Here is a 16133-nt window from a genome sequence, read left to right on the forward strand (position 1 = left end):
TTCAGGTGGATGTCTGAGGGGTGGGTGGAAGCACGGCGTGGCGGTACCCTGCCCCGTTTGCGGGGAGGGTTGGGGGCGGAGTGCAGGTTTGGGGATGGAGTAGCGGCGGAGTCCGTTGCCCTCACCCCAGCCCTCTCCCGGAGGGAGAGGGGGCTGTTCGTGCCACCGGAGCGTCCGGCGTGGCCGGTGAATCCAATCGCGGACGGAGTCCGCTCCTACGCCCGTGCTTCCCTGGAGCCGTAGGAGCGGACTCTGTCCGCGATTCGGCGGATAACGCCGTAGGCGTTATGCGCCCTACGGATTTCCGACGGGGTTGGGGCTCTGCAAAGAGCGCCCTCTCCCCAGCCCTCTCCCGCAAGCGGGAGAGGGGGCTGTCCTGAGCGAAGGGAGAATCCTGAGTCATCCTGAAACACCTGCCCCCCACATCGTCATTCCCGCGAACGCGGCAACCCAGTGACTGCGGGGTTCGCGAGCAAGCTCGCTCCTACGAAAAGCAAAAGAGCGTTTGCTCTTGGACTTCCAGAGAAATAGCCGAGCGCACCGGAGTGCCCCTTCAGAAGGCCGAGCGAAACCGGCGCTCAGGAGGTCATGCGACATGGATGTCGCGAGAGCCCCGATGGGCTACAGGGACGTACCCTCGGGGCGGGCCTCCGTGGCGGGGGAGTTCGTGAGGGTAGCCCGACTCTGTCGGGCCCGTATGTCGGGGCAAGCCTTTTTGGTTCCTTTTTGCGGGGGTGGCCTTCCACCGATTGACAAAAGGGACTCGCCCGAGGGGGCGAAACAAGAAACATCCGAGCACTCGGAGCGGCGCGCTACACCAAACCCCCAACCCAAAAGTCTCTGGGTTATTCCCCTTCGGGCCAGCGCACGCGAAGGGCAAGCCCTCACAAGGCCCGGAAAGCGCCCGCCGCGAACAAAAAAGGGCGCGAACCCAAGGTTCGCGCCCTTCGTGACGAACCCCGCCGCGGGCGGCGGGAGCCGGGCGTCAGAGCACCAGTTGCTGGCTGTGCTGCAGGCCGAGCAGGTCGAGGCGCTCGCCCGACGACAGCGGCGCGAAGACCTCGCCGGTGGGCTCGGTGATGTCCCGGGGCCCATCAGCCTCCAACTGGAACTGCCGCGGCAGCCGGATATCGGTCAGCAACCCGGCCAGGTCCGGCTCGGGGCCGGCCGGCAGCGCGGCCCCCGTGCCCACGGCCAGGCCGAGCACCTGCTGGATCAGCCCGGCGCCCTCGTCCTCCGCCACGCCCGGCTCCTGCGGTTCGTCCAGCGCCGATGACAACGAACGCAACTGCTCCGGCGCGGCGGGATCCTCCAGGTAGATGGGGTATGCCCCGGTGGGCGCCGGGCGGTCGCCACCCTCGTTATAGGAAGAGGCATAGAGGAACTTCATGCCATAGCCGCCATACTGGGCCAGGTCGTCGGACTCGATCTGCCAGTGGCCCTTCGCATCGATCACGGCCGAGCCAACCAGGTAGGCGGTTCCCAGATTCAGCGCGCCGTCCTCCAGTTGCAGGTAGAGCTCCATGACATCACCGGGACGCCCGGTGCCACGCACCACCGGCGTGCTGTCGTCGGTGAAGTCTTCCTTCTGCAGGGCGCCCTGTTCGGCACCGTAGTCGTCCCGGACGCCGGTGATGCTCGGTTCCAACGACGGCGGCACGTAGGTTTCATAGGACCAGGCGTCGCTCAACGGGCTCTCGTTGCCTGCCGCGTCCACCGCTATGACCTGCAGGCTGTGCTGGCCTATGCCCAGCGACGAGACGGGGGTGAAGGACCAGGTGCCGTCCGCGTTGACCGTGGCGGTTCCGATCGGCATGCCCTTGTCGAAGAGCTTCACGTAAGTCGCATCGCCACCCTCGACGCGGCCGCTGATCTCCGGCCAGAAATCGTCGGTCACGCCATTGGGTTCGATGTCGCCGTGCTGGTCCCCGAGGTTGTCGTAGACCCGCTCGATGACCGGCCGGGCCGGCGCCTGGGTGTCCAGGACGATCTCCACCACCTCGCTGCGCGGGCCGCTCGGCCCGCCGGCGCTGGCCTGGTCGGCGCTGATGCGCTTGGCGCCATCGGCGCCCAGGTCGGCGATGGCGATTTCCCACTTGCCGTCCTCGCCCACGGTCACGCTGCCCACGGCCTGGTCGTCGACGTACAGGGTCAGCAGGCTGCCCGGCACGCCGCTGCCGCCGACGATGGGACTGCGGTCGTTGGTGCTGTCCCCGGGTTGCAGTTCGACCACCAGCGGCTCCTGGTCGTCCTGGACCCAGTCGATGCTTGGCGCCTCGGGCGCATCGGGAAGCTCCAGGGTGAAGTCCCAGGGTTCGCTCTTGGCGCTGCGATTGCCGGCGGCGTCCTGCAGTTCCACCTGGAACTGGTGGGCGCCCGCCGCAAGATCGCTTTCCAGGGGGAAACTCCATTTGCCCGCGGTGACGGTGGCGCTGCCCAGCAGCGCGCCGTCGAAGTAGATGAAGGCCAGCACGGCATCGCTGTCGGCGCCGCAGTCGCCAATCACTTCGGGACGCGCGTCGTCGGTCACGCCGCCCTTGGCGATCTCGCCCGTCACCTCGCCGATGTCGTCGATCAGTTGCAGCCACTCGTGCCCTTCGGGCAGCACGGGCGGCAGCAGATCGGCCGGGTCGGTGATGGTCGGCGGGCTGACGTTGCCCGCGGGGTCGGTAATGGTGACGCTGCCGGTCTCGCCGTTCTCCAGCGGGTTTTCCGGGAATTCCCAGTTGCCGCTTTCATCGACGATGGCCGTGACGGTGCTGCCGTCCGGCAGCTCGACGGTGACGATGCCTTCCGGCTCGCCGGTGCCGCCCAGGCCGTTGCCGTTATTTTCGGTGACTACGGGCGGTTCCGGCGCAACCACGTCGGCCGGCTCGGTGACGGTCGGCGGGCTGACGTTGCCCGCGGGGTCGGTAATGGTGATGCTGCCGCTTTCGCCGTTCTCCAACGGGTTCTCCGGGAATTCCCAGTTGCCGTTTTCATCGACGATGGCGGTCACGGTGCTGCCGTCCGGCCGCTCGACGGTAACGATGCCTTCCGGCTCACCGGTGCCGCCCAGGCCATTGCCATTGTTCTCGGTGACCACCGGCGGCTCCGGCACTTCCAGGTCGGCCAGACCGGTATCGACGCTGCCGCTGGAGTTGCCGGCCGGATCCACTTCCACCAGCGAGCCCGACTCGCCATTGCCCAGCGGGTTTTCCGGGAAGCTCCAGTTGCCGTTCTCGTCCACGACGGTGGTGACGGTGCTGCCATCGGGCTTGGTGAGGATGATGGTGTCGCCCGCCTCGCCGGTGCCGGACAGGCCATTGGCGTTGTTCTCGCTGACGACTGGGTCCTTCGGCGGCGTCAGGTCCGCCGGGCCGGTGTCCACCGCCGGGCTGGCGCCGTCGCCGTTGGACGCGGTGACGCTGCCGGACTGGCCGTCCTCCAGCGGGTTGGGCAGGAAGCTCCAGGTGCCATCGGCATTGGTGGTGGCGGTCTCGGTGCTGCCGTCCGGGCGGGTCAGGGTGATCAGGCTGCCGGGCTCGGCGGTGCCGGTCAGGCCCTGCTGGTTGTTGAACAGGATCTGCGGCGCGCCCGGCGCCTGTCCTTCCGGCAGCGGGCCCACCGAGCGCGGGCTGCCGCCGCCACCGCCGTCGCGCTGGGTGAGCATGTTGCCCACGCCGATGGCGCCCAGCCCCGCCGCCGGCACCAGCAGGCCGAAGGCGACGTTGTGGTCGTCCGACTGCAACGCCAGCAGTTCGTCGACGGAATCCAGGCGCGTCAGTTCCATGCCGTCCCAGGGCTCATCGTAGCCGGCCTGCCACAGCTGACCGTCCGGCGCCTGCAGCACCAGGTCGTTGTGTACGCCATCGAAGCCCTGGAAGAAGTTCTCGACGGTGATGACCTTGCCGGTCTTCAGGCGCACCAGCAGGTGGTCGCCGTTGCGGCTGAGGGATTGGACGTCCTCCGGCGCCGCGGCGATCTTCACCACGCCGGGCCGCGACAGGCTCAGGGGGCCATTGCCGGTCACGGGGGTCACCTGCCCCGAGCTTTTCGCGATCAGTTCAATTGCGTCCATCTGGTAATTTCTCCCCGAAGTGAATGAAGTGACATCGCCCATGCGCCATGGGTACTCGCCACGAACCGCGGGCAGACTAGAGCAGCAAGCCGGCGCATGGGTTAGGAAACTCCCTAAAGCCGTAGGAACTCCGACGCCCGGGACGGGCTTTTAGGAAATCCCTCAAGCCGCCCGCTGTTTTTCGGACTCGGGCCGGCGCGCCGGCCGCAATGAAAAACGGCGCGAACGAGGTTCGCGCCGCAGGTGGGAGCCAGCGCGCCGGGAGCGGCCGCCCCGGCGCCGGGCCGCTCAGACCACGTACAGGCCTTCCTGGATCAGCAGGTGCGCATAAGACGCGCTCTTCGAGGTGTAGACGTCGTAGGTGACGGCGCCCTCGGTGACCTGCTGCGCCTGCCGAACCCAGTCCGCGAGGTCGATGTCGACGCTGTCGACCACGCCGTTCTGGCCGCTGTCGCCGGTGATCCTCAGGCTGTGCCGGGCCTCGCCGTCGGGCTCGGTGACCTTCAGCAGGTCGGCCAGGCTCAGCGTCAGCGACTGGCTCAGCCCTTCGCTCAGGCGGATGGCCTCGATGCCCTCCAGTCTGTCGGCGACCTGGCCCAGGTCCAGCGCATTGCGCGAGGCCCAGACCAGGATGTCGTAGCCGGCGCCGCCGTCGATGTGGGCGAAGCCGGTGCCGTCGATGAGGATGACGTCGTTGCCTTCGCCGCCGCTGGCGGTGGTGTAGCCGCGGGCGTCGAGCATGTCGTCGGCGGCCGTGCCCACGGCGTCGGAGACCGGCAGGTAGTCGACGTGGGTGGCGCCGCCCTCGGCCACCGCCGGGGCCAGCCCGAGGGTCTCGTCCAGGTCCACCAGGCGGCCCTTGACGGCGCTGCCGTTGCCATCGCCGACGCCGCTGTCGGTCCAGCTGACGAACAGCTTGCCGCTGTCGAGGAAGGTGGCGTCGACCTGCGTCTGGTCGCCGCTCACCAGTTGGTTGATGTGCAGTTCCTGGCCGACCTTGCGCCCGGCATCGTCGAAGAACTGGGCGTACACGCCATAGCTGCCGGAGCCCGGCGCCGCCTCGCTGCGCGACACGTAGACCACCACGAAGCCGCCGCCCTCGCGGGCCACCACCATGGGCTCGGACTGGTCGCCGGTGGTGCTGTTGGACACCAGGAACTCGCTGCCCAGCGCCGCGCCGGTGACGTCGAAGATGCGCCCCCAGGTGCTGGTGCCGGACTGGTCCGGGCCGCTGTGGTCGTTGGAATCCCAGGTGACGATGAAGTTGCCGTTGGCCAGCCTCGACACCGCCGGCGAGGACTGCTTGTTGGCCGAGGTCTGGTTGGCGCGGATTTCCTCGCCCAGCAGCCCGGTCGCCGGGTCGTAGAGGCGGAAGTAGGACTCCACCCCCGCTGCGCCGCCGATGTCGCGGTTGTAGGCGATCACCACGGTGCCGTCCAGCAGGGTCGCCAGGGACGCCGCGTCCGGCCCCGCCGTGGTGTGGTAGGTGGCGTCGCCCACCAGCCGGTCGCCGCCCACCGGCGAGCCATCGGCGGCGTACTGGCGCATGAATATCTGCCACTTGCCACTGGTGCCGCTGATGTTGGCGCTCCAGCTGACGATGTAGCCGCCGTCTTCCAGCGCGGTGATGCTGGAGAAGCGCTGCTGGCCGACGTCGTTGACGTTGACCCCGGACTCGCCGCCCTGGGGCTGCGCGCCGCTGATGTTGCCGTCGAGGTCGTAGGTGTAGCCGAACTTCTGCTGCATGATCGCGTCGTTGCCGCCGGCATGGCTGGTCCAGCTGACCACGAAGCTGCCGTCGGCCAGCATCGCCACCGCCGGCTTGCCCTGGAAGTCGCCGGTCGTGGCGTTGACCACGAACTCGCCGCCCACCGGCATGCCGGCGGCATCGAACAGCTGGGCCATGATGCAGTCGCTGGAATCATCGCCCGCGGCCGATTCCCAGACGACGATGAAGCCGCCGTTGGGCAGGCTCGCGGTGGCCGGATGGTCCTGGGCGCCGCCCAGGGTGCCGTTGACGCGGAACTCGGAGAAGTAGCCGGCGTCGATGTCGATCACCGTGCCCTCGATGCCCCAGCCGCTGCTGTCGGACTTGTCGCTCTGCCAGGTCACGTAGACGTTGCCGTCGGCCATCAGCGTCGCATCCAGCACGTTCGAGCCGGCCTCGTTCGAAGCCTGGTTGCCATCGGTGGTCGGGTTGACCAGGAACTCGCGGCCCAGCTTGTGGCCCTGGGCGTCGTAGCGCTGGGCGAAGACCGCCGAACCGCTGCCGTCGCCGCCGGCAGCCCCCCAGATGACCAGGTAGCCGCCGTCGTCCAGCGCCACCGCGGTGGGCTTGTACTGGTCGCCGGCGATGCCGGTGTTGACGCGCACGTCGCCCGGGCCGATCTGCTGCACGGCGCCGGTGGCCGGGTCGACGCTGTAGTGCGCCATGTAGACGTCGAAGCCGCTGCTACCCGGCGGGTTGCCTTCCCAGACCACCACGAAGCTGCCGTCCTTGAGGACGATCACGTCCGGGTTGTTCTGGTCGTTGCCGGCGCCGGCGTTGACCTGGAAGTTGCCGCCCAGCGCGGTGCCGTCGGCCGCGTGGAGCTGGCCGATGACGCCGGTGCCGGAGGCATCGCCCGGGCCGTTGCGGCCGCTCCACACGGTCACGTACATGCCCTGGTGCGCGGCATCGCCGAACACCGCCATGGCCGGAGCGCCCTCGGCGCCATAGGCCTGGCCGCTGCCCGCCAGCACATCGCCGGTGAGTGGCTGGTTGTCGGCATCGAAGGTGCGCTGCGCCACCAGGTCGGTGAAGCCGGAGTCGGGGTTGCTCGTCCAGCTGATGGTGTAGCCGCCGTCCGGGTGCGCCACGGCGCTGGGGTGGCGCTGGTCGCCGGCAGTGCCCAGGTTGACCGCGAACTCGTCGGTCAGCGGCGTGCCGTCGGCGCCATAGCGGCGCGCCATGATGCCGTCGCCGCTGGTGTCCGGGCCCGCCTGGTAGGACTCCCAAACCACCAGGTAGCCGCCATCGGCCAGGGCCACCACCTGCGGGCCGTCCTGGTCGCCGCTGTTGCGCTGGTTGACCTGCTGTTCGCTGCCGACGCGGGTCACCCCGTCGGCCTCGAACAGTTGCATGAACACGTCGGTGCCGGTGCCGCTCTGCCAGACCACGATGATCCGGCCATCGGCCAGGGTCGCCGCGCTCGGGTTGGTTTGCGGGCCGGCCTCGGTGCTGTTCACTTCCACGGTGTGGCGGTCCAGCTGGTAGTCGGCCAGGGCCGCGCTCTGGATGGCCACCGCCGGCGCCTGGTGGCCGGCCCCGTCATGGGCCGACAGGCTGCCCTGCTCGCCCTGGGCCAGCGGGTTGGGGTAGAAGTCCCAGCGGCCGTACTGGTCGGCGACCACCGTGTGGCTGACGCCCTGGGCGTCGACCACGCTGACGGTCGCCCCCGGCTCGGTGCGCCCGCCCAGGCGCTCGGCGCTGTTGGTGTCCAGGCCGACGCTGAGCACGCTGATCTGCGGCGGACTGGCCGGCACGTAGTCGAGGCCGGTGGCGCCCTCGCCCAGCGGCGGCGGCGGAATCAGCCCGAGGCTCTCGTCGAGGTCCACCAGGCTGCCCTTGATGGCGCTGCCGTTGCCATCGCCGACGCCATTGTCGGTCCAGCTGACGAACAGCTTGCCGCTGTCGAGGAAGGTGGCGTCGACCTGAGTCTGGTCGCCGCTCACCAGTTGGTTGATGTGCAGTTCCTGGCCGACCTTGCGCCCGGCAGCGTCGAAGAACTGGGCGTAGATGCCCCAGGTGCCGGCGCCCGGCGCCGCGTCGGTGGCCGACTGGTAGACCACGACGAAGCTGCCGTCCGCGCGCGGCACCACCACCGGCATGGCCTGGTCGCCCAGGGTGCTGGTGCTGAGCAGGAACTCGTTGCCCACCGGCACGCCGGCGGCGTCGAAGATGCGCCCCCAGATGCCGTAGCCGGACTGGTCCGGGCCGCTGTGGTCGTTGGAATCCCAGGTGACGATGAAGTTGCCGTTGGCCAGCCCCGATACGCTGGGCGAGGCCTGGCTGTTGGCGGTGGTCTGGTTGGCGACGATCTCGGGCCCGAAGCTCTGGGTGTTCGGATCGTAGATGCGGAAGTAGGCGTCGCCGCCGCCGAGGTTGCGCGCGTAGGTGAACACTACGCGGCCATCGGCCAGGGTGCTGATGGAGGCGCCGATGATGTCGCTGGTGTAGTGGGTGGCGCTGACCAGCAGGTCGCCGCTGGCCGGCGAGCCGTCGGCGTCGTACTGGCGGGCGTAGATGCGCCAGCCGCCGCCCTCCCAGGACTTCCAGGTGAGCATGTAGCCGCCGTCTTCCAGCGCGGTGATGCTGGAATAGCGCTGGCTGTCGGCATCGTTGAGGTTGACCCTGGACTCGCCGCCCTGGGGCTGCGCGCCGCTGATGTTGCCGTCGAGGTCGTAGGTGTAGCCGAACTTCTGCTGCATGATCGCGTCGTTGCCGCCGGCGTAGCTGGTCCAGCTGACCACGAAGCTGCCGTCGGCCAGCACCGCCACCGCCGGCTTGCCCTGGAAGTCGCCGGTGCTGGTGTTGACCACGAACTCGCCGCCCAGCGGCATGCCGCTGGCATCGAACAGCTGGGCCATGACGCAGTCGTTGGAACCATCGCCCGAGGCCGACTCCCAGACCACCACGAAGCCGCCATTGGGCAGGCTCGCGGTGGCCGAATGGTCCTGGGCGCCGACGAGGGTGCCGTTGACGCGGAATTCGGAGTAGTAGCCGGCGTCGATGTCGATCACCGTGGCCTCGATGCCCCAGCCGCTGTTGTCGGCCTTGTCGCTCTGCCAGGTCACGTAGACGCTGCCGTCGGCCATCAGGGTGGCGTCCAGCAGGTTCTTCATGTCGACGTTGTCGCCGGCCCAGCCCTGGTTGCCCTCGGTGGTCGGGTTGACCAGGAACTCGCGGCCCAGCTTGTGGCCCTGGGCGTCGTAGCGCTGGGCGAAGATCGCCGAGCCGCTGCCGTCGCCGCCGGCCGAGCCCCAGATGACCAGGTAGCCGCCGTCGTCCAGCGCCACCGCGGTGGGCTTGTACTGGTCGCCGGCGATGCCGGTGTTGACGCGCACGTCGCCCGGGCCGATCTGCTGCACGGCGCCGGTGGCCGGGTCGACGCTGTAGTGCGCCATGTAGACGTCGAAGCCGCTGCTGCCCGGCGGGTTGCCCTCCCAGATCACCACGAAGCTGCCGTCCTTGAGGGTGATCACGTCCGGGTAGTCCTGGTTGTTGCCGGTTTCTGTGTTGACCTGGAAGTTGCCGCCCAGCGGGGTGCCGTCGGCCGCGTGGAGCTGGCCGATGACGCCGGTGCCGGAGCTGTCGCCCGGGCCGTTGCGGCCGCTCCACACGGTCACGTACATGCCCTGGTGCGCGGCATCGACGAACGCCGCCATGGCCGGCGCGCCCTCGGCGCCATAGCCGGTGCCGCTGCCCACCACCACGTCACCGCCGAGCGGCTGGTCGTCGGCATCGAAGCTGCGCTGAACGATCCTGTCGGTGGAACCGCCATCGGGATCGCTGATCCAGGAGATGGTGTAGCCGCCGCCCGGGTGCGCCACCACGGAGACCGACAGCTGGCCGCCGGCGGTCAGCTGGTTGACGGCGAATTCGTCGGTCAGCGGGCTGCCATCGGCGCCGTAGCGGCGCGCCATGATGCCGTCGTTGCTGGTGTCCGGGCCGGCCTGCCAGGACTCCCAGACCACCAGGTAGCCGCCATCGGCCAGGGCCACCACCTGCGGGCTGTCCTGGTTGTAGCTGCTGCGCTGGTTGACCTGCTGCTCGCTGCCGATGCGCGTCACGCCATCGGCCTCGAACAGCTGCATGTAAACCTCGGCATTGTTGCTGGCGGTGTCGCCGCCCTGCCAGACCACCGCTATCCTGCCGTCGGCCAGGGTGGTGACGCTGGGGTTGGCCTGCGGGCCGGCCTCGGTGGTATTGACCTGGCTGGTGTAGCGCGTGAGGTCGTAGCTGGCCAGCACGTCGCCCTGGATGACGATGGGCTGTGACTGGTTGCCCGCCGCGTCCGCCACCGAAATGCTGCCGTCCTCGCCCAGGCCCAGCGGGTTGGGCTGCAGGCTCCAGCGGCCGTTCTGGTCGGCGGTGACGCTGTGCGCCGTGCCGGCCTTGTCGATCACCGTGACGATCGCCCCCGGCTCGGTCTGCCCGGCCAGTTGCTCGGCGGTGTTGATGTCCAGGCCGACGTTCGGCGCCAGGGTATCGATCACGAACAGCCAGGGCGCGCTGGGCTCGGTGACGTTGCCCACCGCGTCGGTGAGGGTCGCGGTGAGCGCGTGCGGGCCGTCGGCCAGCGGCTCTTGCGGGGTGAAGCTCCAGTTGCCGGCCTCGTCCACCAGCGCCGAGCCGAGCGCCTGGCCGTTGTCGTAGACCAGCACCAGCGAGCCCGGCGCGCCGCTGCCGGAAATGCTCGGCGTGGCGTCGCTGGTGAGGTTGCCGCAGACCTGGCTGGTGAAGGCCTCGGTCTCCAGCGCCAACAGTTGCGGGGCTTCCGGCAGCGCGGTGTGCAGCGCCACCGGGAAGTCCTCGCTGGGCGCCTCGCTCAGCTGCCCCGAGGGGCTTTGCGAGCTGGCCCAGAAGTATTTCATGCCGTCGCCGCCGAACCGGGCGAGGTCGTCGGTGGCCAGGCTCCACTCGCCGTTGGCGTCGATGACGGTGGAGCCCAGCAGTTCGCTGGGCGCCTGCGGGTCGTCGCTGAGGCGCACGTAGAGGAACAGGGTGGCGCCGGCGCTGCCGGTGCCGCTGAGGTTCAGGCTGACGTCGTCGGTGCTGGCGCCCTTGTCGAGGTCGCCCTGCTGCGGGCCGAAGTCGTCCTGCACGCGGGTGATGCGCGGCGTCTCGGGCAGCGCGGTGTCGACCACGAAGTCCCAGGCCTCGCTGCGCGGGCCGAGGTTGCCGGCGGCGTCCAGCGCCTCGGCCTGGAAGCTGTGCGCGCCATCGGCCAGCGGCGGCTGCGGCTCGAAGCTCCAGTTGCCGGCTTCGTCCACGCTGGCCGAGCCGATCAGCTCGCCGTTGTCGTAGATGCGCACCAGCACGGCGCCGCCTTCGACATGGCCGCTGTAGGTCGGCGTGGCGTCGTTGCTCGGCTCGCCCAGGGCGATGCCGCCGAAGGCGCCGCCTTCCACGTCGTCGAGCAGTGCCAGGTCGGTGATGGCGCCCGGCGCGGTGGTGTCGACCACGAAGCTCAGCGCCGGGCCCTGCGCGCTTTCGTTGCCGGCGGCGTCGATGGCCGAGGCGCTGATCGCGTGCTCGCCTTCGGCCAGCGGGGTTTCCGGCTTGTAGCTCCAGTTGCCGTTGGCGTCGACGATGGCGCTGCCGATCGGGCTGCCGTTGTCGTGGATGGTGATGAGGTCGCCGGGGTTGGCGCCGCTGCCGCTGATCACCGCGGCGCTGTCGTCGCTGGCGGCGCCCGCCTCCAGGGCGCCCTGCTGCGTGCCGACGTTGTCGGTCACCACGACCAGCGCCGGGGCGTCCGGGGCCTGGGTGTCGATGGTCAGCTCGAAGCGGGTGCTGGCTTCGTTGCCGTTGGCGGCGGTGGCCAGGATGTCGTAGACGTGGCTGCCGTCGGCCTGCTCCGGCAACTCCAGGCTCCACTGGCCGGCGGCGTCGGCGAGCACCGAGCCGAGCAGCGTCGAGCCGTCGAGGATGCTGACGATGGCGCCGGCGCTGGCGGTGCCGGCCAGGCTCGGGCGGTTGTCGTCGGTGAGTGCCTTGTCGGCCAGGTCGCCCTGCTTGGCGCCGACGTTGTCGCTGGCCTTGACCACGCTGACGCTGATGGGCGCGGTGTCGACGCTGAACGCCAGCGCCGGGCCGGGCTCGCCGGCGTTGCCCGCGGCATCGGCGACCTGCGCGCGGATGCTGTGCTCGCCATCGGCCAGCGGCTGCGCCGGGGTGAAGCTCCAGTCGCCATTGGCGTCGGCGGTGACGCTGCCCAGCACCTCGGCGCCATCGAAGAGAGTGACGATGGCACCGGCCTCGGTCCTGCCGGAGAACACCGGCAGGGCGTCGTCGGTGACGCCGTCGGCGGCGATCGGGCCGCGGACCAGGCCCTGGTCGTCAGTGGCCACTACCACTTCCGCGGACGCCGGCGCGCTGCCGTCGATGGTCAGGCTGAATTCGGCGCTGCCGCTGTTGGCGCCGTTGGAGACGCTGGCGGTATAGCTGTGTTCGCCGTCGGCCTGTTCCGGCAACTGGAAGCTCCAGTTGCCCTCGGCATCGGCGCTGACGCTGCCGATCTCGACGCCGCCTTCGGAAATGACCACGAGCGCGTCGGCGAGGGTCTTGCCGACCAGGGTCGGGGTGGTGTCGTTGGTCAGGGCGGCGTTGCTCAGGCTTTGGGTTTCGCCCACGTCGTCGATGGCCGCCTCGATGCTGACCACCACGTCGCTGGTGTCGACCAGGATCGTCAGCACGTCGCTCGGCTCGCTGACGTTGCCGGCCGCGTCGCTGGCGCTCACGCTGATGGCGTGCTCGCCGTCGGTGAGCGGCTGCGCCGGGGTGAAGCTCCAGTTGCCGTCGCCATCGACCGTGGCGGTGCCCAGCACCTCGTCGCCATCCTTGATGGTGATGACGCTGCCCGGCTCGGCGTTGCCGCTGAAGGTCGGGGTGGAGTCGTCGGTCACGCCGTTGTCGATGGGGCCGGTGACGTCGCCCTGGTTGTCGACGGCGAGGATCGCGCCGGGTTTCTCCGGCGCGCTGCCATCGATGCTCAGTTCGAAGCGGGTGCTGGCGCTGTTGGCGCCGTTGCTGGCGGTGACGCTGTAGAGGTAGCTGCCATCGGCCTGCGCCGGCAGCTCCAGGCTCCAGGCGCCGGCGGCATCGGCCACGACCGAGCCGAGCACGCTGGCGCCGTCCATGACGGTGACCAGGGCGCCGGCGGTGGCGCTGCCCACCAGGGTCGGCGTGCGGTCGTCGGTCACCGCGCCGTTGCCCAGCTCGGCGGTCAGGCTGCCGGCATCGTCCAGCGCCTTGGCCACGCTGACCTGTAGCGGCCGGGTGTCGACCACCAGCACCAGCGCGTCGCTGGGCTCGCTGGCATTGCCGGCGGCATCGGTGACTAGGGTGCTGATGCTGTGCTCGCCCTCCCCCAGCGCCTCGGCCGGGGTGAAGCTCCAGTTGCCGTCGCCGTCGACGATGGCGGTGCCCAGCACGTTGTCGCCATCCTTGATGGTGACGGTGGCGCCCGGCTCGGCGCTGCCGCCGAATGTCGGGGTGCTGTCGTCGGTCACGCCGCCGGCGATGGGGCCAGTGACGGCGCCGACGTTGTCCAGGGCGCTCGGCGCGTCCGGGACGGCCGGCGCGCTGGTGTCCAGTAGGATGTCGAAGCCACCGGTGGCCGGGCTCCACTGCCCGGCCGAATCCACGGCCTTGGCGGTCAGGGTCTTCAGGCCGTCGGCGCCGAGGTCGGCCAGGTCGATCGACCAGTTGCCCTCGGCGTCGGTGGCGACGCTGCCGACCTCGCTGCCATTGACGTAAAGATGCACCACGGTGCCCGGCTCGGCGGTGCCCTTGGCGGTCGGGCTGCGGTCGTCGGTCTGCGCGCCCGGCTGCAGGTGACCGCTGGTGATCGGCGCCTGGTCGTCGATGACGTGCTCGATGGAGGGCGCCGCCGGCGGCGTCAGCTTGAGGCTGAAGGGCCAGTCGGCGCTCTTCGGCCCTTCGTTGCCGGCGGCATCCACCAGCGCGGCCTGGAAGTTGTGCTCGCCGGCCAGCAGCGGCAGCGCCGGCTCGAAGCTCCACTGGCCGTCGCTGACGCTGGCGCTGCCGATCAGCACGCCGTTGTCGTAGACGTTCACGCTGACGATGTCGGCCGGTATGCCGCTGCCACCGAAAGTCGGCCTGGCATCATCGGTCACGCCACCGCAGACGATCTCGCCGGTGACGCTGCCGACGTCGTCGAGCAGGCTCAGCGAGCCGCCCTCCTCCGGCAGCTCGACGGGCGCGAGGGTGTCTACGGTGAAGCGCCAGCCGTCGGCCGGCAGCAGCTCGCCGACATTGCCGGTGGCATCCATCGCGCTGGCCTGCAGGTTGTGCTCGCCATCGGCCAGCGGCTGGGTGGGAATGAAACTCCAGCTGCCGTCGGCGGCGACCAGGCTGCTGCCGATCAGTTCGCCGTTGTCGTAGATGTTCACCAGCACGGCATCGCCGCCGACCAGTTGGCCCTTGAACTCGGGCTGGTCGTCGTCGGTATGGCCGCCCTGGGCGATAGGCCCGGTGATGGCGCCGACATCGTCGATCAGGCTGAGGCCCGCCTCGGCCTGGGAGATATCGGGGGCGGCGGTATCCGCGGGTTCGGTGATGGTTGGCGGGCTGACGTTGCCCGAGGGGTCGGTGATGGTGATGGTCCCGCTCTCACCATTCTCCAGCGGGTTTTCCGGGAATTCCCAATTACCGTTTTCGTCGACGACGGTGGTCACGGTGCTGCCATCCGGCAGCTCGACGGTGACGATGCCTTCCGGCTCGCCGGTGCCGCTCAGGCCGTCGCCGTTGTTGTCGGTGATGACTGGCGGCTCCGGCGCGATCACGTCGGCCGGTTCGGTGACGGTCGGCGGGCTGACGTTGCCCGAGGGATCGGTGATGGTGATGCTGCCGGACTCGCCGTTCTCCAGCGGGTTTTCCGGGAATTCCCAATTACCGTTTTCGTCGACGACAGTGGTCACGGTGCTGCCATCCGGCAGTTCCACGGTGACGATGCCTTCCGGCTCGCCGGTGCCGCTCAGGCCATTGCCGTTGTTGTCGGTGATGACTGGCGGCTCCGGGGCGATCACGTCGGCCGGTTCGGTGGTAATCGGCGGGCTGATATTGCCCGACGGGTCGGTAATGGTGATGTTGCCGGACTCGCCGTTTTCCAGCGGGTTTTCCGGGAACTCCCAGTTGCCGTTTTCATCGACGACGGTCGTGACGGTGCTGCCATCCGGCAGCTCGACGGTGACGATGCCTTCCGGCTCGCCGGTGCCGCTCAGGCCGTCGCCGTTGTTGTCGGTGATGACGGGCGGTTCCGGTGCAATGACGTCGGCCGGTTCGGTAGTAGTCGGCGGGCTGACGTTGCCCGAGGGATCGGTGATGGTGATGCTGCCGGACTCACCGTTCTCCAGCGGGTTCTCCGGGAATTCCCAATTACCGTTTTCGTCTACGACAGTGGTCACGGTGCTGCCGTCCGGCAGCTCGACGGTGACGATGCCTTCCGGCTCGCCGGTGCCGCTCAGGCCGTCGCCGTTGTTGTCGGTGATGACTGGCGGTTCCGGAGCGATCACGTCGGCCGGTTCGGTGACGGTCGGCGGGCTGACGTTGCCCGGGGGCTCGGTGATGCTGCCGCTCTCGCCGTTTTCCAGCGGACTCTCCGGAAATGCCCAGTTGCCGCTCTCATCGGCGACGGTGGTAACGGTGCCGCCGTCCGAGCCACCGCCGCCACCACCGCCCCCCGCCGCTGCGGCCAGGCCGCCGACACCCAGGGCGCCGAGGCCGGCAAGCGGCAGCACGCCGAAGACGGCGTAAGTGTCGTCGCTGCGTTCCGCCAGCAGTTGCTCGATGGAGTCCAGCTCGGTGGTCACCCAAGGCTCGTTCTGGTCCGCCAGCCACAGCTCGCCGCCGGGGGCCTCCAGCACCAGGTCGTGGCGCACGCCGTTCACGGCCTGGAAGAAATTGTCAATATTGATGACTTCGCCGTTCTTCAGACGGATCACCAGGCTGTCGCCATTTCGGCCGATGGACTGGATGCTGTCGGGCGCGGCCGCGATCTTCACCACGCAAGGGTGCGCCAGCGACAACAGGTTCTTGCCGCTGACATCGGTAACCTGCCCCGAACTTTTCGCAATCAGTTGAATTGCGGCCATGTGAGCTCCCGCCTGATAAGGCTATTTCTTCAATTTCGTGAACACGGGATGACTCGAAAAGGAATTGTCCCAGTGCCATGTAATATCCAGTCCGGGCCATTCAATAGCGAACTCGGAAATTCCTTTTCAGCGATGGGCAGTATTAAAAATTCATCACCGGCAATAATTAGGATTATCCTGAACCAACCCAAGC

General features: G+C 69.1%; 2 protein-coding genes. Both read right to left on the reverse strand.

The features are described from left to right. Nucleotides 1-985: 985 nt before the first annotated feature. Nucleotides 986-4060 carry an Ig-like domain-containing protein gene (locus QSJ95_RS13045; protein ID WP_285642884.1) on the reverse strand — a complete coding sequence of 1025 codons (3075 nt, stop codon included), beginning with the start codon at nt 4058-4060 and terminating at the stop codon, nt 986-988. A gap of 288 nt (nt 4061-4348) precedes the next feature. Further along, nucleotides 4349-15940 carry an Ig-like domain-containing protein gene (locus QSJ95_RS13050; protein WP_285642886.1) on the reverse strand — a complete coding sequence of 3864 codons (11592 nt, stop codon included), beginning with the start codon at nt 15938-15940 and terminating at the stop codon, nt 4349-4351. Between the last annotated feature and the right edge of the window lie 193 nt (nt 15941-16133).

This window comes from Pseudomonas sp. NBRC 100443 (assembly GCF_030268185.1).
GTDB classification, from domain to species: domain Bacteria; phylum Pseudomonadota; class Gammaproteobacteria; order Pseudomonadales; family Pseudomonadaceae; genus Pseudomonas; species Pseudomonas citronellolis.

What these genes read in the sequence shown, in the direction of transcription:
- QSJ95_RS13045 (WP_285642884.1), bottom strand. Translation starts at nt 4,060, where the DNA reads ATGGACGCAATTGAACTGATCGCGAAAAGCTCGGGGCAGGTGACCCCC.
- QSJ95_RS13050 (WP_285642886.1), bottom strand. Translation starts at nt 15,940, where the DNA reads ATGGCCGCAATTCAACTGATTGCGAAAAGTTCGGGGCAGGTTACCGAT.